This is a genomic window from Pseudomonas sp. R4-35-07 (assembly GCF_003852235.1).
Classification (GTDB): Bacteria; Pseudomonadota; Gammaproteobacteria; order Pseudomonadales; family Pseudomonadaceae; genus Aquipseudomonas.
The window spans coordinates 4,613,215-4,632,094 of sequence record NZ_CP027732.1; the positions used below are offsets into that span (position 1 = coordinate 4,613,215).

At 61.5% G+C, this 18,880-nt stretch carries 15 protein-coding genes; 12 read left to right on the forward strand and 3 right to left on the reverse strand.

The window, feature by feature from the left end:
• The first annotated feature begins 83 nt into the window (after positions 1 to 83).
• The 6 genes from C4J89_RS21055 to C4J89_RS21080 are packed head-to-tail and all read left to right on the forward strand — an operon-like array spanning position 84 to position 6,754.
• Complete coding sequence (locus tag C4J89_RS21055) at positions 84 to 776, forward strand: RDD family protein (protein WP_124415488.1); 693 nt, start codon at positions 84 to 86, stop codon at positions 774 to 776.
• A complete protein-coding gene (locus C4J89_RS21060; protein ID WP_124415489.1) occupies positions 773 to 1,747 on the forward strand; it encodes a stage II sporulation protein M in 975 nt (324 codons plus the stop codon). The genes C4J89_RS21055 and C4J89_RS21060 overlap by 4 nt, the downstream gene beginning before the upstream one ends.
• Positions 1,734 to 3,266, forward strand: coding sequence for a DUF4129 domain-containing protein (locus C4J89_RS21065; RefSeq protein WP_124415490.1), 1,533 nt, complete (start codon positions 1,734 to 1,736; stop codon positions 3,264 to 3,266). Before C4J89_RS21060 ends, C4J89_RS21065 begins: the two co-directional genes overlap by 14 nt.
• Complete coding sequence (locus C4J89_RS21070; protein WP_124415491.1) at positions 3,263 to 4,420, forward strand: DUF4350 domain-containing protein; 1,158 nt, start codon at positions 3,263 to 3,265, stop codon at positions 4,418 to 4,420. Before C4J89_RS21065 ends, C4J89_RS21070 begins: the two co-directional genes overlap by 4 nt.
• Positions 4,417 to 5,415, forward strand: coding sequence for a MoxR family ATPase (locus tag C4J89_RS21075; RefSeq protein WP_124364208.1), 999 nt, complete (start codon positions 4,417 to 4,419; stop codon positions 5,413 to 5,415). The genes C4J89_RS21070 and C4J89_RS21075 overlap by 4 nt, the downstream gene beginning before the upstream one ends.
• 7 nt (positions 5,416 to 5,422) lie before the next feature.
• Complete coding sequence (locus tag C4J89_RS21080) at positions 5,423 to 6,754, forward strand: DUF58 domain-containing protein (protein ID WP_124415492.1); 1,332 nt, start codon at positions 5,423 to 5,425, stop codon at positions 6,752 to 6,754.
• A 56-nt stretch (positions 6,755 to 6,810) separates the two neighbouring features.
• On the opposite strand, the gene C4J89_RS21085 is transcribed toward C4J89_RS21080, so the two are convergent.
• Positions 6,811 to 7,170, reverse strand: coding sequence for a PilZ domain-containing protein (locus C4J89_RS21085; protein WP_124415493.1), 360 nt, complete (start codon positions 7,168 to 7,170; stop codon positions 6,811 to 6,813).
• Between the two features lie 205 nt (positions 7,171 to 7,375).
• Positions 7,376 to 7,750 (reverse strand): tol-pal system YbgF family protein, encoded by a 375-nt coding sequence (locus C4J89_RS21090; protein WP_124364211.1) that lies wholly within the window; start codon positions 7,748 to 7,750, stop codon positions 7,376 to 7,378.
• A 174-nt stretch (positions 7,751 to 7,924) separates the two neighbouring features.
• On the opposite strand from C4J89_RS21090, the gene pyk reads away from it, so the two are divergent.
• The gene (pyk, locus tag C4J89_RS21095; RefSeq protein ID WP_124371716.1) at positions 7,925 to 9,376 is read left to right on the forward strand and encodes a pyruvate kinase; all 1,452 of its coding nucleotides are present in this window, start codon (positions 7,925 to 7,927) and stop codon (positions 9,374 to 9,376) included.
• A 423-nt stretch (positions 9,377 to 9,799) separates the two neighbouring features.
• On the opposite strand, the gene C4J89_RS21100 is transcribed toward pyk, so the two are convergent.
• The gene (locus tag C4J89_RS21100) at positions 9,800 to 10,732 is read right to left on the reverse strand and encodes an iron-sulfur-binding ferredoxin reductase (RefSeq protein WP_124415494.1); all 933 of its coding nucleotides are present in this window, start codon (positions 10,730 to 10,732) and stop codon (positions 9,800 to 9,802) included.
• Between the two features lie 216 nt (positions 10,733 to 10,948).
• Between C4J89_RS21100 and C4J89_RS21105 the strand changes: the two genes are divergently transcribed.
• The 5 genes from C4J89_RS21105 (at position 10,949) to C4J89_RS21125 (ending at position 18,873) form a co-directional block, all read left to right on the forward strand.
• Positions 10,949 to 12,472 carry a fumarate hydratase gene (locus C4J89_RS21105; protein WP_124415495.1) on the forward strand — a complete coding sequence of 508 codons (1,524 nt, stop codon included), beginning with the start codon at positions 10,949 to 10,951 and terminating at the stop codon, positions 12,470 to 12,472.
• A gap of 258 nt (positions 12,473 to 12,730) precedes the next feature.
• Positions 12,731 to 14,062, forward strand: a complete 1,332-nt coding sequence (locus C4J89_RS21110) for an IS110 family transposase (protein WP_124414627.1) — start codon at positions 12,731 to 12,733, stop codon at positions 14,060 to 14,062.
• A gap of 122 nt (positions 14,063 to 14,184) precedes the next feature.
• Positions 14,185 to 15,951, forward strand: coding sequence for an ATP-binding protein (locus C4J89_RS21115; protein ID WP_124415496.1), 1,767 nt, complete (start codon positions 14,185 to 14,187; stop codon positions 15,949 to 15,951).
• Complete coding sequence (locus C4J89_RS21120) at positions 15,945 to 17,270, forward strand: sigma-54 dependent transcriptional regulator (protein WP_124415497.1); 1,326 nt, start codon at positions 15,945 to 15,947, stop codon at positions 17,268 to 17,270. Before C4J89_RS21115 ends, C4J89_RS21120 begins: the two co-directional genes overlap by 7 nt.
• A gap of 283 nt (positions 17,271 to 17,553) precedes the next feature.
• Positions 17,554 to 18,873, forward strand: coding sequence for an MFS transporter (locus C4J89_RS21125; RefSeq protein WP_124364215.1), 1,320 nt, complete (start codon positions 17,554 to 17,556; stop codon positions 18,871 to 18,873).
• The last annotated feature ends 7 nt before the right edge of the window (positions 18,874 to 18,880 follow it).

Consider the following 18,880-nt stretch of genomic DNA (forward strand, 5'->3'; position numbering starts at 1 on the left):
AGCAAAAGCTTGAAGGGTTGCTTCCAGCCTCGACACTGCTAGCATCCGTCTCTCTCAGTCGCTTCGCACTGCCAAGGATCGCAATGCCAACAGCTCCTCTGGATACCTGCTACCAGATCGAGACCCCCGAGGGTATCGACCTGCCCTTGCGCCCTGCCGGCCTACTGCCAAGGGCCGTGGCCTTTGCCTTCGACCTGCTCGTGCGCGGCGTGATCATGGGCGTTCTGCTGGTGCCCCTGGCGCTGCTTGGCAACCTCGGGCTCGGCTTGGGCTCCCTGCTGCTGTTCCTGGTCAGCTGGTGGTACATGGTGCTGTTCGAAGTGCTCAATCAGGGCTGCTCTCCCGGCAAGCAGGTCATGGGCCTGCGGGTGGTACAGGACGACGGCACCCCCATTGGCTGGTCGGCGTCGCTGATCCGCAACCTGCTGCGCTTTGTCGACATGCTGCCCTTCGGCTACTTCTTCGGCGCCATCAGTTGCCTGCAACATCCACACTTCAAGCGGCTCGGCGACCTGGCAGCGGGTACGCTGGTGGTCTACCGCGATCAGGCGTCGGCCCGCCCGCGCATCCCTCAGGCAGCCGCCCTGCGCCTGCCCTTCGCACTGGAGCTGAGCGAACAGCGGGCCATACTCGGTTTCGCCGAACGCCAGGCTGAATTGTCTGCCGAGCGGGTCCATGAACTGGCTGCCATCCTCGCCGCGCCCTTGCAGGTGTCTCCGGCTCGCGCCGTGGAGCAACTCAACGGTGTGGCCCACGGTTTGTTGGGGCCGACATGAAGCAGAGCCTTTTTGAAAGCCGCCACCAGCAGCAATGGCAAACCTTCGCCGAACTGCTCAAACAGGTAGAGCAAGGCAAAGCCTGCGAGGCAACCGACTTCCCTTATCAATACCGCCGCCTCTGCCAACATCTGGCCCTGGCCCAGGCACGCGGCTATAGCAGCTACCTGGTAGACCACCTGCAACAACTGGCGCTGCGCGGTCACCAACAACTGTATCGCCATCGCAGTCAAACGACAGCCAACGTACTGGCGTTCATCCTCGCCGGTTTCCCGCGCCTGGTGCGCGAACAATGGCGCTTCGTACTGATTTCCAGTTTGCTGTTCTTCGGTAGCCTGCTCGGCATAGCGTTATTGGTGTACCTGTTCCCCAACCTGATCTACAGCATCGTCAGCCCGCAACAAGTGGCCGAGATGCAAAGCATGTACGACCCTGCCGCCAGCCGTCTGGGGCGTGCGGCCGAACGGGCCTCCAGCGAAGATTGGATGATGTTTGGCTATTACGTGATGCACAACATCGGCATCGCCTTCCAGACCTTCGCCGCCGGCTTGCTGTTCGGCCTGGGCAGCGTGTTCTTCCTGGTATTCAACGGCTTGATCATCGGCGCGGTCAGCGGGTACCTCAGTGAAATTGGCTACGGCCAGACGTTCTGGTCATTCGTGATCGGTCATGGCGCCTTCGAACTCAGCGCCATCGCACTGGCCGGTGCAGCGGGCCTGCAACTGGGTTGGTCGCTGATCGCGCCTGGGCCCCTGGCACGTAGCGAATCCCTGCGCCTGGCGGCCCGCAAAAGCGTGCAGATGCTGTGCGGGGTCATGTTATTGCTGCTGATCGCAGCATTCATCGAAGCCTACTGGTCATCCACCACGAGCATTGCGCCCTGGATCAAATACCTCGTGGGCAGCGCACTTTGGCTGTTCGTGGCCGCCTACCTGATCTTCGCCGGCAGGACTCGCCATGCGCCTGACTGACTCCAGCGTGGTCATCCGCCCCCGCACCTCCTGGGAAGCCATGGACCTCGGCGTACTGATGGCCCGGGAACATCGTGTATTGCTGATGAGCAGCTGGGCGCTGGTCAGCCTGCCGGTGTTCGTGCTGCTCAGTGCGCTGCTGTGGCAGTACCCGTCCTACGCCATCTTCTTGTTCTGGTGGCTGAAGCCGGCCTTCGAGCGCTTGCCGCTGTACATTCTTTCCAAAACGCTGTTTGGTGAGACGCCCAGTCTGAAACAGTCCGTTCGCCAGTGGCCGCGCCTGCTCAAGGGGCAACTGCTCGCCAGCCTCACCTGGCGCCGACTGAGCCTGAGCCGCAGCTTCGTGATGCCCGTGAGCCAGCTTGAAGGCCTGGAGGGTCAAGTGCGCCAACAGCGCCTGGGTGTCCTGCAACAGCGCAACGCGGGTGGCGCGCGCTGGCTGACCATCATCGGGGTGCATCTGGAAATCGGCCTGTGGTTCGGTTGCATGGCGCTGTTCTATCTATTCATCCCGGAGCAGGTCGAACTGGATTGGGACTGGCAGCGGCTGGCATTGGCGACCGGCCCGCAGGGGCTATGGCTGGAGCACCTGAGTAATGCCTTCTATGCGCTGATCCTGGTGTTCTGGGAACCCATCTACGTCGCCTGCGGTTTCAGCCTGTATCTCAACCGTCGCACCGTCCTGGAGGCTTGGGACCTGGAGCTGGTGTTTCGCCGATTGCGCCAACGCCTGAGCAGTGTCGCACCGCTGTTGCTGCTGGTCGTCGGGCTGACGCTGGCGCAACTGAGCCCAACGGCGATGGCGGATGAACCGACTGATCCAAAGCCGCTCAGTACCCAGGCGGCCAGCCAATCGATCAAGGCATTACTGGAAAAACCGCCGTTCAAGAATCCGCAAACCGTTACCCGCTATCGTTTTGGCGAAGAAAAACCCGCCACTGACCACAAAGCCCAGGGCGGCGACGGTAAGCTACCTGGCTGGCTCCAGCACTTGCTCGACAACCTCAACAGCAACACCTTCAAGCACGTGGCCCAAGGTCTGGAGATACTGCTATGGGGCTTGCTGATCGGCGGGTTGGCCTGGGTGGTGTGGCGCTACCGTGAATGGCTGCGCACGTTTGTCAGCCGCAGGCGGCGACCTCGCCCCAACGCCGCAAAACCTGCGCCTGCCCAGTTGTTCGGGTTGGATCTGGGGGTCGAGACGTTGCCCGACGACATCGCCAGCACCGCCGAACAACTGTGGCCCACCCAACCGAGGGAAGCCCTTGGCCTGCTGTATCGCGGCCTGCTCAGCCGGCTGCTGCATGAGTTCAACCTGCCGCTCAAAAGTGCCGACACCGAGGGCCAGGTACTGGAGCGCGTCCATCAGTTGCAGCAACCGCAGTTGCTGGCATTCAGTCACGAATTGACCCGGCACTGGCAAAACCTCGCCTATGGCCACCGGCTGCCTCCCGGCGCCGCCCAGCAAAAGCTCTGCAGCGACTGGCGCGCACTCTTCAGTAGCGGGGCCAGCCAATGAAGCGACCCTTACTGTGGATGGCCCTGCTGCTGGCTTGCCTGTTGGGAGTGGGCGGTCTGTATGCCTGGCACAAGGCAATTCCCTATGAGGAGGTTGTGGATCACGGCCCGGCGCCGGACGCGCTGGCTAATCCTTACCTCGCGGCCGAGCATTTCCTGGGCCAGCAAGGTTTGACGGTAGCGCATGCCAACGGCCTTGAGCGGCTTGCCGACCTGCCCGCCCCAGGCCATAGCCTGCTGTTGCTGGGAGAACGCGGCAACATGACCCCACGCCAGGTCGAACAGTTGCTGGCCTGGGCCAAAGCAGGGGGCCACCTGCTACTGGTGGCCGAGGCGTTATGGGATGAAGAAACCGGCAAAAGCGGCGACCTGCTGCTTGATCGTCTCGAGCTTCGCCAGGCCTTGAGTGATGACTTCGACGAGCCGGCGCCACCGCGCAAAAAGCGCGCGCCAGACCTCACCAAACTGTATGTCGACAATGAAACCAAACCTGCGTATTTCAGTTTCGACACCGACTTCAACCTTACCGACCCCAGGCACCTTGCGCAGTTTTCAGCCAACAGCGCCAAGTCCAGCCACCTGATGCAACTGGACCTGGGGCTGGGCCGCGTCACGGTGATCACCGACAGCGACCTGTGGAAAACCCCGAGCATCGGCAAACACGACAACGCCTGGCTGCTGTGGTACTTGAACCAGGGTACCGACGTCACTTTGCTGTTCAGCAGCGACGTGGACAACCTGCTTACCCTGCTGATCCGTTACTTCCCCCAGGCCCTCGTCGCGCTTGTTGCACTGGTTGCCCTGGCACTCTGGCAGGCCGGCATGCGCCAAGGCCCGATCCGGGCGCCCGCGCCCAAGGCGCGTCGACAGCTGCAGGAGCATTTGCGCGCCAGCGCCGACTTCCTGCTACGCCGCAACGGCCAGGGCGCATTGCTGCAGGCCTTGCAGCACGACCTCCTGCGCACAGCCCGGCGACGCCACCCCGGCTTTGAACACCTCGACACGGCGGAACAATGCCAGGTGCTGGCACTTCTGACGCGACAACCTTCCCCTATCATCAGCCAGGCACTCGGCGCACCTGCGCTGAAACGGCTGTCCAGCGCCGACTTCAGCCGACAGGTGGCGTGCCTGCAAACCCTCAGGAATGCCCTATGAGCGATTCTCCACTGGCCACTGCCCTGACCGCAGAAAAAACCTTTGAATACGCCAGCCAACAGGCCCAGGCCCTGCGCGTTGAATTGCGCAAGGCAGTCATTGGCCAGGACGCGGTGATCGATGACGTACTCACCGCATTGATTGCCGGTGGCCATGTGTTACTCGAGGGCGTACCCGGCCTTGGCAAAACGTTGCTGGTGCGTGCGTTGGCCCGTTGTTTTGGCGGTGATTTCGCACGCATCCAGTTCACCCCGGACCTGATGCCCAGCGATGTCACCGGCCACGCGGTGTACGACCTGCAGACCGAACAGTTCAAGCTGCGCAAGGGGCCGTTATTCACTCACCTGCTGCTCGCCGACGAAATCAACCGCGCCCCGGCCAAAACCCAGGCGGCACTGCTCGAAGCCATGCAGGAGCGCCAGGTCACGCTGGAGGGCGAGGCATTGCCCATCGGCGAGCCGTTCATGGTGCTGGCCACCCAGAACCCCATCGAGCAGGAAGGCACCTACCCATTGCCCGAAGCCGAGCTGGACCGCTTCATGCTCAAGGTGCGCATGGACTATCCCGAGGCGCAACAGGAAGTGGATATGGTGCGCGAAGTGACCCGCTCGTCCAGGGCCGACATGCTCGATGTGCAGCCTTTGCGCACCGTGCTGCAAGCCGAAGACGTGGTGCAGATGCAGCAGATTGCCAGCGGCATGCCTCTGGATGAACAGGTCCTCGACTATGCCGTGCGCCTGGCGCGGGCGACGCGCAGTTGGCCAGGCTTGACCATCGGTGCCGGTCCACGAGCGTCTATCGCCCTGGTTCGCGGCGCCCGTGCGCGGGCGCTGTTGCGCGGCGGCGAATTCGTGATCCCGGATGACGTCAAGAGTTGCGCCCTGGCGGTACTGCGTCACCGAGTACGTCTTTCGCCGGAGCTGGATATCGATGGTTTGGAGGTGGACCAGGTGATCAAGCAGTTGCTCGACCAGATCGCGGCCCCCAGGCAGTAACGCCGGCATGAAACCGACCCGTCTGCTCCTGACCTGGCTGGGTGTTCTGCTGGCCCTCGATATCCTGCTGGGCGCGTCGGCGGCGTTGCAGTTCAAGGTGCCCGATACCTTGCACGCAATCGCCTGGGGCCTGCTGTTGGCCCTGCTGTTGCTGGCGATACTGGATGCCATGCGCTTGCGCCGCCGCCCTTCGGCCCGTATACAGCGGATGTTGCCCGGTAGCCTGGCGCTGGGGCGCTGGGGAGAAGTGCGCCTGTCACTGGAACACGATTATCCACAGCCGCTGACCGTGCTGGTGTTCGATCACGTGCCCGAAGGACTGGTAGTGGATAACCTGCCGCAATCCATCTCACTGCGCCCCGGTGAGCGCGGCGAGTTGGGCTATCGCGTGCGCCCCCTGCGACGTGGGCATTTCAGTTTCAGCCGCTGCGAAATCCACTTGCCCAGCCCCTTGGGGCTGTGGTCGGCGCGGCGCTGGATCGAAGCCTCGGATGCCACCCGCGTGTACCCGGATTTCGCGCGTTTATCCGGTGCCCGGTTGCAGGGTGTGGATAACTGGCTGAGCCAACTGGGTGTACGTCAGCACCAGCGGCGCGGACCAGGCCTGGAATTTCATCAATTACGCGAATTTCGCGACGGTGACAGCCTGCGTCAGATCGACTGGAAAGCCACGGCACGCCAGCGCACGCCGATTGCCCGCGAGTATGAAGATGAGCGCGACCAGCAGATTGTATTCATGCTCGATTGCGGCCGACGCATGCGCAGCCAGGACGACGAGTTGTCCCACTTCGACCACGCGCTGGACGCCTGCCTGTTGCTGAGTTATGTCGCCTTGCGCCAAGGCGATGCAGTCGGGCTCTGTACCTTTGCCAGCGACCAGCCGCGTTACCTGGCGCCGGTCAAGGGCAGCGGCCAATTGAACGTCTTGCTCAATACAGTCTATGACCTGGAAAGCACACGCCAGACCGCTGACTATGAGGCCGCCGCCAGCCAATTGCTGGCTCGGCAAAAGCGCCGCGCCTTGGTGATCGTGGTGACCAACCTGCGCGATGAAGACGATGAAGCACTGATGAGTGCCATCAAGCGGATCGGTCGACACCATCGGGTACTGGTCGCCAGTCTGCGAGAGGAAGTACTCGACCAACTGCGCCAGGCCCCGGTACAAACCCTACCCGAAGCACTGGCTTACAGCGGCGCGGTTGACTACCTCAACATGCGCAACCAGCTGCATGATCGCTTGGGCGCTCATGGGTTGTCGGTGTTGGATAGCCTGCCATCGGAGTTGGGCGCCGCGTTGGTGACACGTTACCTGCACTGGAAAAAAGCCGGGGTGTTCTGACGGCAAGCGCACGGCCACGGTAGGCACAGGTCCCCATGGCCGACTGCACATGATAGTCAAACGGGTGCCTGTAAAGGATCGAAACTGAAGTAATGCAACAAGGCGCTGATCAGCTGCGCGTATTCTTCGCACGCCTGACGCACGCGGAACCCCGAGTCGTAATGCTGCGGGTTGACATCTTCACGGCTCCACAAACAGGTCGCGGTGAGGTCAATAGCCTGGAACTCGCCGTCCGGCCCTGGAATCTTCAGGCGCAGCTCAAAATCTGCGCCGATCATCATTGGTAGCTGGCTGATCAGCATCAGCCCTTCTTCAGAAACGTCGCCCAGATAGCCGATTGGCTTGTCCGTAAGCCGATTGAACACCTGCAGGAAATAAGGTAGCTGATGCCGTTCGATCCGTCGTTCGATAAACATGGTGAGGTCGCCATCCAATAAAGCCAGTGATTCGGAACAAGCCCATCGCTCGCTCTCCCTGGATATCGGTGTGACAAGAAATCGTTGCCACGAGACAGCTGCCGAATCCGGGCATTACATTCTTTTGAACAGAAAGTTGTACAAACATCTATTCAAAGAATAACCCAAGACTGGAAAGAGGCCAGTTATGAAGCGACGAATACCATCATAAAGACGCCGGCCGTGGTTGCGCTGCGGTCACGCCAGAGAAATGCCCCAGCTGGCGCAGGGTATCGAGCCGGGCTTGGGCTCGGTAAGCGTACTCGCTTGATGGGTATTGGCTGATGATGAATTGGTAGGTTTGCGCAGCATCGACGAACAGTTTCTGGCGCTCCAGGCACTGCCCGCGCAACATCGAAACCTCGGGCTGCACATAGCGGCGGGTGCGGCTTTCACGGTCTACCTGGGACAATTCCAGGGTAACCCGTGCGCAGTCACCCACCCCATAGGCGCGGTAAGCGTTGTTCAAATGATGGTCCATCGACCAGCGGGTGCAGCCGACAACACTGACGGCCAGGGCAGCAACGAGCAAAATTCGCATGGGGGTTCTCCTGTCTTGTGCAGTGTATCGACCTATCGTCCAAAATCTTCAAGGGCGTTCACCTTTCCACCGCAGCAAAAACAAGCCGATCGTCGATAAGTAGTGCAAACGAACAATGACTACAACGAAAGAGCATAGTAGCCTTCCCCAGCGCTTGAACTCAGGAGTCTGTGCATGTCCGTCCGTCGTACCAAAATCGTCGCCACCCTTGGCCCGGCCAGCAACTCGCCGGAAGTCCTCGAACAGCTGATTCTGGCTGGTTTGGACGTTGCCCGTCTGAACTTCTCCCACGGCACCCCGGACGAGCACAAGGCTCGCGCCAAGCTGGTGCGGGACCTGGCTGCCAAACACGGCCGCTTCGTGGCGTTGCTGGGTGACCTGCAAGGCCCGAAGATCCGTATCGCCAAATTCGCCAACAAGCGGATCGAGCTGAAGATCGGTGACAAATTCACCTTCTCCACCAGCCATCCGTTGACCGAAGGCACCCAGGACGTCGTAGGCATCGACTATCCGGATCTGGTCAAGGACTGCGGCGTCGGCGACGAACTGCTGCTGGACGACGGTCGCGTGGTGATGCGCGTCGACACCGCTACCCCGACCGAACTGCATTGCACCGTGATCATCGGCGGCCCGCTGTCCGACCACAAAGGCATCAACCGTCGCGGCGGTGGCCTGACGGCACCGGCCCTGACTGAAAAAGACAAGGCCGACATCAAGCTCGCCGCCGAAATGGAAGTGGACTACCTCGCCGTGTCCTTCCCGCGCGACGCCGCCGACATGGAATACGCACGTAAACTGCGCGACGAAGCCGGTGGTACCGCCTGGCTGGTGGCCAAGATCGAACGTGCCGAAGCCGTGGCTGATGACGAAACCCTGGATGGCCTGATCAAGGCTTCCGACGCCGTCATGGTTGCCCGTGGCGACCTGGGCGTGGAAATCGGCGATGCCGAGCTGATCGGTATCCAGAAGAAGATCATCCTGCACGCACGCCGCCACAACAAAGCGGTGATCGTTGCGACCCAGATGATGGAGTCGATGATCCAGAACCCGATGCCGACCCGCGCCGAAGTGTCCGACGTGGCCAACGCCGTGCTCGACTACACCGACGCCGTGATGCTTTCGGCCGAAAGTGCCGCTGGCCCGTACCCGCTGGAGGCCGTCCAGGCCATGGCGCGTATCTGCGTCGGTGCTGAAAAGCACCCCACCAGCAAGACCTCCAGCCACCGCATCGGCAAGGTCTTCGAAAGCTGCGACCAGAGCATCGCGTTGGCCGCCATGTACACCGCCAACCACTTCCCGGGCGTTAAAGCGATCATCGCCTTGACTGAAAGTGGTTATACGCCGCTGATCATGTCGCGCATCCGCTCGTCGGTGCCGATCTACGCGTTCACCCCCCACCGCGAAGCCCAGGCCCGTGCGGCGCTGTTCCGTGGCGTGTACACCATTCCGTTCGATCCGGCCTCGCTGGCCCCGAACGAAGTCAGCCAGAAAGCTATCGACGAGCTGGTCAAACGCGGCGTCGTAGAGAAAGGTGACTGGGTCATCCTGACCAAGGGCGACAGCTATCACACCACCGGCGGCACCAATGGCATGAAGATCCTGCACGTGGGCGACCCGCAGTTCTGAGTGACACGCTGAAAAAACAAAAGCCCTGCCATGAGAATGGCGGGGCTTTTTTGCATTCTTAGCAACGGCTATGTAATCGCCCAGATCCAACATCCTAGTCGGCTGTCAGGCCGCCATCGGGGGCAAGCCCCCTCCCACCTTTTAATTCGGTTTTGTCGGCTATCACTGTGCAAGCAGCCATTGCGCCCACGGCAGGCCTGCGGCGCTCGGCGCCAACACCATTTCATGAGCAAGGGAGATCCCCTGTGGGAGGGGGCTTGCCCCCGATGGCGCAGGGTCAGTCACCCGCTGTATCAACTGACCCAACGCTATCGGGAGCAAGCCCCCTCCCACACTTGACCGTGCCCCCTTCAAACAATTTGGTCGACTGTGGCCTGCAATGGCGTCAGTCAAGGCGAATCTCGCGGCGGTAGGATTCAGCGCTCAACCACGGGGCAGGAACACATCGGCCAGCAGTTGATTGCGCGGCAGTCCCGCCAGAAACAAGCGCTTGGAAAGGGCTTCGACGCTGTCAGGATGACCGCATATTAAGGCCAGCGTTTGCCGCGAAATAAGCCGCAGCTGCCCCAATGCCTGGGCCAACTCATCTGCGGTCCACAACTCCACCGTAAGGTTCTGATGCTGCGCGGCCAGCGCCGTCAGGGGTTCGGCCAGGTAGTGAGCCTGGGCATCATGAGCCAGGTGAATGACGCGGATGGCACCTTGGTGATCCTGGCGCAACGCTTCACGCAACACCCCCCACAACGGACCCAGCCCAGTGCCGGAGGCCAGCAGCCACAGCGGCCGGGCTTGCCAGTCGGGATCATACTGCAGCGCCCCACCCCGCAACTCACCCAGGTTTAAAGCATCACCGATCTTGAAGTGGCGAGCGGCATCGCTGAATGCCCCGGGTTGACGGCAATCGATATGAAACTCCAGGTACGGGTCCTGCTGGGGCAAGCTCGCCAGGGAATACGGACGTGCCACCTGCCCTGCCCACAACACCAGATGCTGCCCGGCGCGGTATCGCAGGCCACGCTCGGGTTGAAGGCGCAGGCGCAGCACCGTCGGACTCAGCCAATCCGCACCCACCACCTGCGCCGCCATGCCGTCGCGCAGCGGGTCAAAGGCTTCGACCCGCAGATCGCCGCTGACCCGACACTGACACGCCAGGCGCCAGCCGTCCTGGCGTTGCGCCGGGCTCAACGCCTGAGGTTGCTTGTCTTCAACCTCGCCCTGGCAGCGCACCAGGCAGGCATGGCAACTTCCGGCGCGGCAACTGAAGGGCACGGCCACCCCCGCCTGGTTCAAGGCGTCCAGCAGGTTGCTGCCGGTAGTCACCGGCCAATGGCGTTCGCCGACGTACAGTTCAGGCATACAAGGACTCAATCACAAGGGGCGCGCACAGGGAATCATGCCTGCGACAGTTTGACCATAGTCGGGTGTATCAGCCACCGTGCCGGGTTATACTGCCGCGCTTTTTTAGCGTCGCGCCTGCACCAGTGGCGTGCCTTGGAAAGGTGGTTTCAGCCGACCGATGCACCCTCACTGAAGCCACCTTATTGAATGTTCCCTTATAGAGGAGCGCGACTCATGACCGTGATCAAGCAAGACGACCTGATTCAGAGCGTTGCCGACGCCCTGCAATTCATTTCCTACTACCACCCCGTTGATTTCATCCAGGCGATGCACGAGGCCTATCTGCGCGAAGAATCGCCGGCCGCCCGTGACTCCATCGCCCAGATCCTGATCAACTCGCGCATGTGTGCCACCGGCCATCGGCCAATCTGCCAGGACACCGGTATCGTGACCGTGTTCGTGCGCGTGGGCATGGATGTACGTTGGGATGGCGCCACCATGGGCCTGGACGACATGATCAACGAAGGCGTGCGTCGCGCCTACAACCTGCCGGAAAACGTCCTGCGCGCTTCCATCCTTGCCGACCCGGCAGGCGCGCGCAAGAACACCAAGGACAACACCCCGGCGGTGATCCACTACTCCATCGTCCCGGGTAACACCGTGGAAGTGGACGTGGCCGCCAAGGGCGGTGGTTCCGAGAACAAGTCGAAAATGGCCATGCTCAACCCGTCCGACTCGATCGTCGACTGGGTGCTCAAGACCGTGCCGACCATGGGCGCCGGCTGGTGCCCACCGGGCATGCTCGGCATCGGCATCGGCGGCACCGCCGAGAAAGCCGCGGTGATGGCCAAGGAAGTGTTGATGGAATCCATCGACATCCACGAGCTGAAGAAGCGCGGCCCGCAGAACCGCATCGAAGAGATGCGCCTGGAGCTGTTCGAAAAGGTCAACCAACTGGGCATCGGCGCCCAGGGCCTGGGTGGCCTGACCACCGTGCTCGACGTGAAGATCATGGACTACCCGACCCACGCCGCGTCCCTGCCGGTGTGCATGATCCCCAACTGCGCCGCCACCCGCCACGCGCACTTCGTGCTCGACGGTTCGGGCCCGGCGTCGCTGGAAGCGCCACCGCTGGACGCCTACCCGGAAATCGTCTGGGAAGCCGGCCCATCGGCCCGTCGCGTCAACCTCGATACCCTGACGCCCGAAGAAGTGCAAAGCTGGAAACCGGGCGAAACCGTGTTGCTCAACGGCAAGATGCTCACGGGTCGCGACGCGGCGCACAAGCGCATGGTCGAGATGCTGAACAAGGGCGAAGCCCTGCCGGTGGACCTCAAGGGCCGTTTCATCTACTACGTCGGCCCGGTTGATCCGGTGCGCGAAGAAGTGGTTGGCCCGGCGGGCCCGACCACCGCAACGCGGATGGACAAGTTCACCCGTCAGATCCTCGAGCAAACCGGCCTGCTGGGCATGATCGGCAAATCCGAGCGCGGCCCGACCGCCATCGAAGCGATCAAGGACCACAAGGCCGTGTACCTGATGGCCGTGGGCGGCGCCGCTTACTTGGTGGCGCAGGCCATCAAGAAATCGCGCGTCGTCGCTTTCGCCGAACTGGGCATGGAAGCGATCTACGAGTTCGACGTGAAGGACATGCCGGTCACCGTTGCGGTGGACAGCAAGGGCGAATCCGTACACATCACCGGTCCTGCGATCTGGCAGAAGAAGATCAGTGAAAGCCTGGCGGTGGAAGTCCAATAAGTAAAGGTGGGAGGTCCCACTAAGTCTTCGACGTAGCGCTGTCGCGCATCAAACTGGTTCATCGTAAGGTTGAAGAACGCGTGCGGGGCAAAGGCCGTAGCCAACACTGGTGTGACAGCACCCGAGTGGGAGAGTGGCCTGCACGGTATCGGCGTGGAGTCATTGTCGGCACAGCAAAGCTGTGACCACGTATAAGAGAGTGAATCCGCTCGCCACCGTGTACCCCGCCCGCGTCGTTCAATCCTGCGAGGAATTGTCATGACGCGCAAGAACCAAAAGCGTTTTGAGGTTATCCATCCGGACTGCGCTGCCGTTGATGTGGGCGGCAGTGAGCATTTGGCCGCTGTTGATCCGACCAAATGCGATGATCCGGTTAAGCGGTTTTCAACCTTCACCGATGATTTGCATGCCATGGCCGATTGGTTTGAATCCATGGGCGTCAAGGTGGTGGCGATGGAGGCGACTGGAGTTTATTGGATCCCGCTCTTTGAAATACTCGATAGACGAGGGTTTGAAGTCTATCTCGTGAATTCCCGTGCGACCCGGCAAATAACCGGTCGCAAGTCCGACGTACTGGATTGTCAGTGGATCCTTCAGCTCATGACGCACGGGCTGCTGCGAGGCGCTTTTCGGCCCTCGGACGATGTGTGTTCATTGCGCTCACTGGTCCGTCAGCGTGGCAATAAGGTCCGCGACCAAGCCAAGGCCCTCAACCGGATGCAAAAGGCTTTGGTCCAGATGAACATCCAACTGGCTCAAGTCATCAGCAACATTGCCGGGGTGACAGGCATGAGTATTTTGCGGGCAATCGTTGATGGAGAACGTGACCCCGAAGTACTTGCCATGCTCAGAGACAAGCGCGTCAAAGCCGACCAGGCCACTGTCGCCCGAAGTTTGCGGGGTAACTGGCGAGCTGAGCATTTGCATGCACTGAGTCAGGAACTGGCGGCTTACGACTTCCTTGAAAAACAGATTGGTGAATGCGACCAAGCCATCGCCTTTGCACTTGAACGGTTGCCTGTTCTTCAAGACGAGGTCGTGCTCCCAGCTAAAACGCTGCGCAACCCACACCGCTCCACTGAGCAGCAATTGACCCTGCATCGAGCGCTGAATAAGGTGATGGGGGTAGATTTAACCGCAATTCCTACTATCGGCATCGATACGGCGTTGGTTTTGGCTAGCGAATTGGGATCGGACTTGTCACGGTTTCCGACCTCACAGCACTTCTGTTCCTGGCTGGGCCTCGCGCCGCCAACGCGAATTTCGGGAGGAAAACCCTTGCCCGGGAAATCTCTAAAAGTGATTAACCGAGCTGCACAGGCTTTAAAGCAAGCCGCTTCTATCGCACGCAATGATAAAAGCTTTATCGGAGCAAGCCATCGGGCGCGCCTAACCCGAATGGATACTTGCTGCGCAATCAAGGCGACAGCGCATCAACTGGCCCGGCTGATTTACGCGATGCTGACTAAAGGTCAACCGTACGTTGAAAAAGGAATCGAGGAGTTTGAAGAAAAAAGCCGTGACCGGCAGATGCGCGCCTTGGAGCGCAAGGCGCGTAAGTTAGGAATGCAGCTGGTTAAAGCGGCTTGAAATTAAGAGCAAAAACAATGAGTTATTTTTTGTTTGATAAGAGGGGGCCTTGCTCCCTCCCACACAAGTTTCGGGCAGCCCATGCTATGGTGCTCGCCCCCACTGCGCCTGTTCATCCTCGTATGATCGCAATCCCTCGCCCCCTGCGCCTGACCTTCTATTCCCTGCTGATCGTCGCCGGTGCGCTGCTGGCGGCAGCTGTGGCCACGCGCCATGCCGAACGCCAGGCCTTGGTGGACGACGCCGCCCGTGCCAATCAACAGCTGGCGCTGTATGCCAACTCGCTGCACACCCTGATCGAACGCTACCGTGCCCTGCCCGCCGTGCTGGCGCTGGACTCGGAGATGATCAACGCTTTGAAAGGCCCGCTGGACGCCACCACCCAGGACCTGCTCAACCGCAAGCTGGAACGCATCAACGGCGCCGCCCAGTCTTCCACCCTCGAATTGATGGACCGCACCGGCCTGGCCGTGGCCGCCAGCAACTGGAACCTGCCCAGCAGCTATGTGGGGCACAACTACGCGTTTCGGCCGTATTTCAGCCAGACCCTGAGCCAGGGCACCGGGCGCTTTTACGCGGTGGGGGTGACCACCGGCATACCGGGTTACTTTCTTTCCAGCGCAGTGGTCGACGAACACGAGCAGTTTCTCGGCGCCATGGTGGTCAAGCTCGAATTCCCCGAGCTTGAGCGTGAATGGGCCCAGGGCAACGACCTGCTGCTGGTCAGCGACGCGCGCGGGATCGTGTTCATCGCCAACCAGCCGGGCTGGCGTTACCGCAACCTGCGGGCGCTGTCGGCCAGCGACCTGGCTGAACTGAAGGCCACCCGTCAATACGACAAGAAACACCTGCAGCCGCTGGAGACCAACACCTTGCAGCGCTTCGGCGACAACAGCCACCTGATGCGCGTCAACGGCCCCGACGGCAACGCCAACTACATCTGGGAATCGCTGCCGCTCAAAGCCGAAGGCTGGACCCTGCACCTGCTGCGCAAACCCCAGTTCCCGTTTGAAGACCAACGCAACGCCGGCCTGGCCGCCGCCGGGTCCTGGCTGGCATTGGTGTTCCTCGTGCTGTTTTTGAGCCAACGCTGGCGCCTGGCGCGTCTGCGTCAACGCAGCCGTGAAGAGCTCGAGCAATTGGTCGAGGAACGCACCCGGGCCCTGCGCACCGCCCAGGATGGCCTGGTGCAGTCGGCGAAGCTGGCGGCACTGGGGCAGATGTCCGCTGCCCTCGCCCATGAAATCAACCAACCGCTGACCGCCCAGCGCATGCAATTGGCGACCCTGCGGCTGTTGCTCGACCACGGCCGCGTGGACGATGCCTACAAGGCACTCACACCGCTGGATGACATGCTCACCCGCATGGCCGCGCTGACGGGCCATCTCAAGACCTTCGCGCGTAAAAGCCCCAGCGGCCTGCGCGAACGCCTGGACCTGGCCACCGTGGTCGATCAATCCCTGCACCTGCTCGACGCACGCTTGCGCGATGAAGCCATCGGCGTGGTGCTGGACCTGACCCGCCCGGCCTGGGTACGCGGCGACGCGATCCGCCTTGAACAAGTGCTGATCAACCTGCTGCGCAACGCTCTGGATGCCATGGCCGACAAGCCGCGCAAACGCCTGGAAATCCGCCTGCACGCCGACCAGCAGCTCTGGCAGTTGAGCGTCAGCGACAGCGGCGGCGGGATTGCCGAAGAACACTTGAACAATGTCTTCGACCCCTTCTTCACCACCAAGCCGGTGGGTGACGGGCTCGGCTTGGGGCTGGCCGTGTCCTACGCTATCGTGCATGAACTGGGCGGACGCCTGATCGCCGGCAACCGGGGCGACGGCGCGATATTTACCCTGACCTTGCCTGTCGCGCTGGAGACGCCCGACCTATGTTGAACGCGGTGATTGTGGTGGATGACGAAGCCAGCATTCGTACGGCCGTCGAACAATGGTTGAGCCTGTCCGGGTTTGCGGTGCAGTTGTTCAGCCGTGCCGAGGAATGCCTGGCGCAGTTGCCCAGGGACTTCCCCGGCGTGATCCTGAGCGACGTGCGCATGCCCGGCCTCAGCGGCCTGGAGCTGCTGGCCGAAGTGCAGCGGCGCGATGCCGACTTGCCGGTCATCCTGCTCACCGGCCATGGCGACGTGCCGATGGCCGTCGAAGCCATGCGCGACGGCGCCTACGACTTCCTGGAAAAACCCTTCAGCCCGGATGCGTTGCTCAATAGCCTGCGCCGCGCGTTGGATAAACGCGGGCTGATCCTGGAAAACCGCCGCCTGCATCGCCAAGCCGATCATCGCGCCCAGCTGGAATCCAGTCTGCTCGGGGTATCCAAGAGCCTGCAAACCCTGCGACGCCAGGTGCTGGACCTGGCGACGCTGCCGGTCAACGTGTTGATCCGCGGCGAGACCGGCAGCGGCAAAGAGCTGGTTGCGCGCTGCCTGCATGATTTCGGCCCGCGGGCGAAAAAGCCGTTTGTCGCGCTCAACTGCGCCGCGATCCCCGAGCAGCTGTTCGAAGCCGAGCTGTTCGGCCATGAAAGCGGCGCGTTCACCGGCGCCCAGGGCAAGCGGATCGGCAAGTTGGAATACGCCCATGGCGGCACGCTGTTCCTCGATGAAATCGAAAGCATGCCCTTGGCCCAGCAGGTAAAACTGCTGCGCGTGTTGCAAGAGCAGAAGCTGGAGCGCCTGGGTTCCAATCAGAGCATTCATGTGGATTTACGCATCATCGCGGCCACCAAGCCGGACTTGTTGGAAGAGGCCCGCGCCGGGCGCTTTCGCGAAGACCTAGCGTATCGTCTCAACGTCGCGCAACTGCGCCTGCCGCCGTTGCGCGAGCGGCGCGAAGACATCCCGCTGCTGTATGAGCATTTTGCCCAGGACGCTGCCCAGCGCCTGGGACGCAGCGCCGAGCCGCTAAGCGGTCCGGCGCTGGGACGCCTGCTCAGTCATGACTGGCCAGGCAACGTGCGCGAGCTCGCTAACGCTGCCGAACGCCAAGTGCTGGGGCTTGGCGAGCCGGAACCGGAGGGCATCGAGGCCGGGCAATCCTTGGCGGCGCAGCAGGAAGCCTTCGAGGCGCATTGCCTGAAAGCTGCCCTGACCCGGCATAAAGGCGATATCAAGGCGGTGCTGGCCGAACTGCAACTGCCGCGCCGGACCCTCAATGAAAAGATGCAGCGGCATGGGTTGGCAAGGGAGATATTTCTCTAGCGGTCTTCAGATCGCCATCGGGGGCAAGCCCCCTCCCACAGTGGTCCGCGTTTATTCAGGAACAATGAGGTCAAAATGTGGGAGGGGGCTTGCCCCCGATGACGCCAGCAGCCATAAGCGGATTTCCGCTCATCAGTCCAAAACCATCAGCGACATTCCGCTCAAAAAAATTCTGCAACCCTTCTAAACCGGGCCTTCAACCACCTGGCACAGCTCCTGCTACAGCCCGAACCAGGCTGCGCACGCGCCGCTCCATAAAAACAACTAGATGAAGGATCCTTCAATGGATAACACCAACACCCTGCCTCTGGGGTCGGCGGCCGCGCCGGCAAAAGAACGCACAACCTCCAGCCGGATCAGATCGATCTTCAGCGGCTCCGTCGGCAACATGGTCGAGTGGTACGACTGGTACGTCTACGCCGCTTTCTCGTTGTACTTCGCCAAAGCCTTCTTCCCCAAAGGCGACACCACCGCCCAATTGCTCAATACCGCCGCGATCTTCGCCGTGGGCTTTTTGATGCGCCCGATCGGCGGCTGGTTGATGGGCCTGTACGCCGACAAGGTCGGGCGCAAGAAAGCCCTGATGGCCTCGGTCTACCTGATGTGCTTCGGCTCGCTGTTAATTGCCCTGAGCCCAGGCTATGAAATCATCGGTATCGGTGCGCCCATCCTGCTGGTGTTTGCCCGCCTGCTGCAGGGGCTGTCGGTCGGTGGCGAATACGGCACCTCCGCCACTTACCTCAGCGAAATGGCGACCAAGGAGCGTCGTGGTTTCTATTCCAGCTTCCAGTACGTCACCCTGATCTCGGGCCAGCTCATCGCCCTGGCGGTGCTGATCGTGCTGCAGCAAGTGCTGACCACCGAGCAACTGTATGCCTGGGGCTGGCGCATTCCGTTCGCCATCGGCGCGCTGTGCGCAGTGGTTGCGCTGTACCTGCGGCGCGGCATGGAAGAAACCGAGTCGTTCACCAAGAAGGAAAAAGCCAAGGAAAGCGCGATGCGCACCTTGATGCGCCACCCCAAGGAACTGCTCACCGTGGTCGGCCTGACCATGGGCGGCACCCTGGCGTTCTACACCTACACCACCTACATGCAGAAATACCTGGTGAACACCGTCGGCATGAGCATCTCCGACTCCACCACCATCTCGGCGGCGACGCTGTTCCTGTTCATGTGCCTGCAGCCCTTGGTCGGCGGCCTGTCGGACAAGATTGGCCGTCGGCCGATCCTGATCGCCTTCGGCATCCTCGGTACCCTGTTCACGGTGCCGATCCTCACCACCCTGCACACCATCCAGAGCTGGTGGGGCGCGTTCTTCCTGATCATGGCGGCGCTGATCATCGTCAGCGGCTATACCTCGATCAACGCAGTGGTGAAAGCCGAGCTGTTCCCAACTGAAATCCGCGCCCTGGGCGTAGGCCTGCCCTATGCCCTGACCGTGTCGATCTTCGGCGGCACCGCTGAATACATCGCGCTGTGGTTCAAGAGCATCGGCATGGAAACCGGCTATTACTGGTACGTGACCGCGTGTATCGCGGTGTCGTTGGTGGTCTACGTGACCATGAAAGACACACGCAAACACTCGCGCATCACCACCGACTAAAAAATGT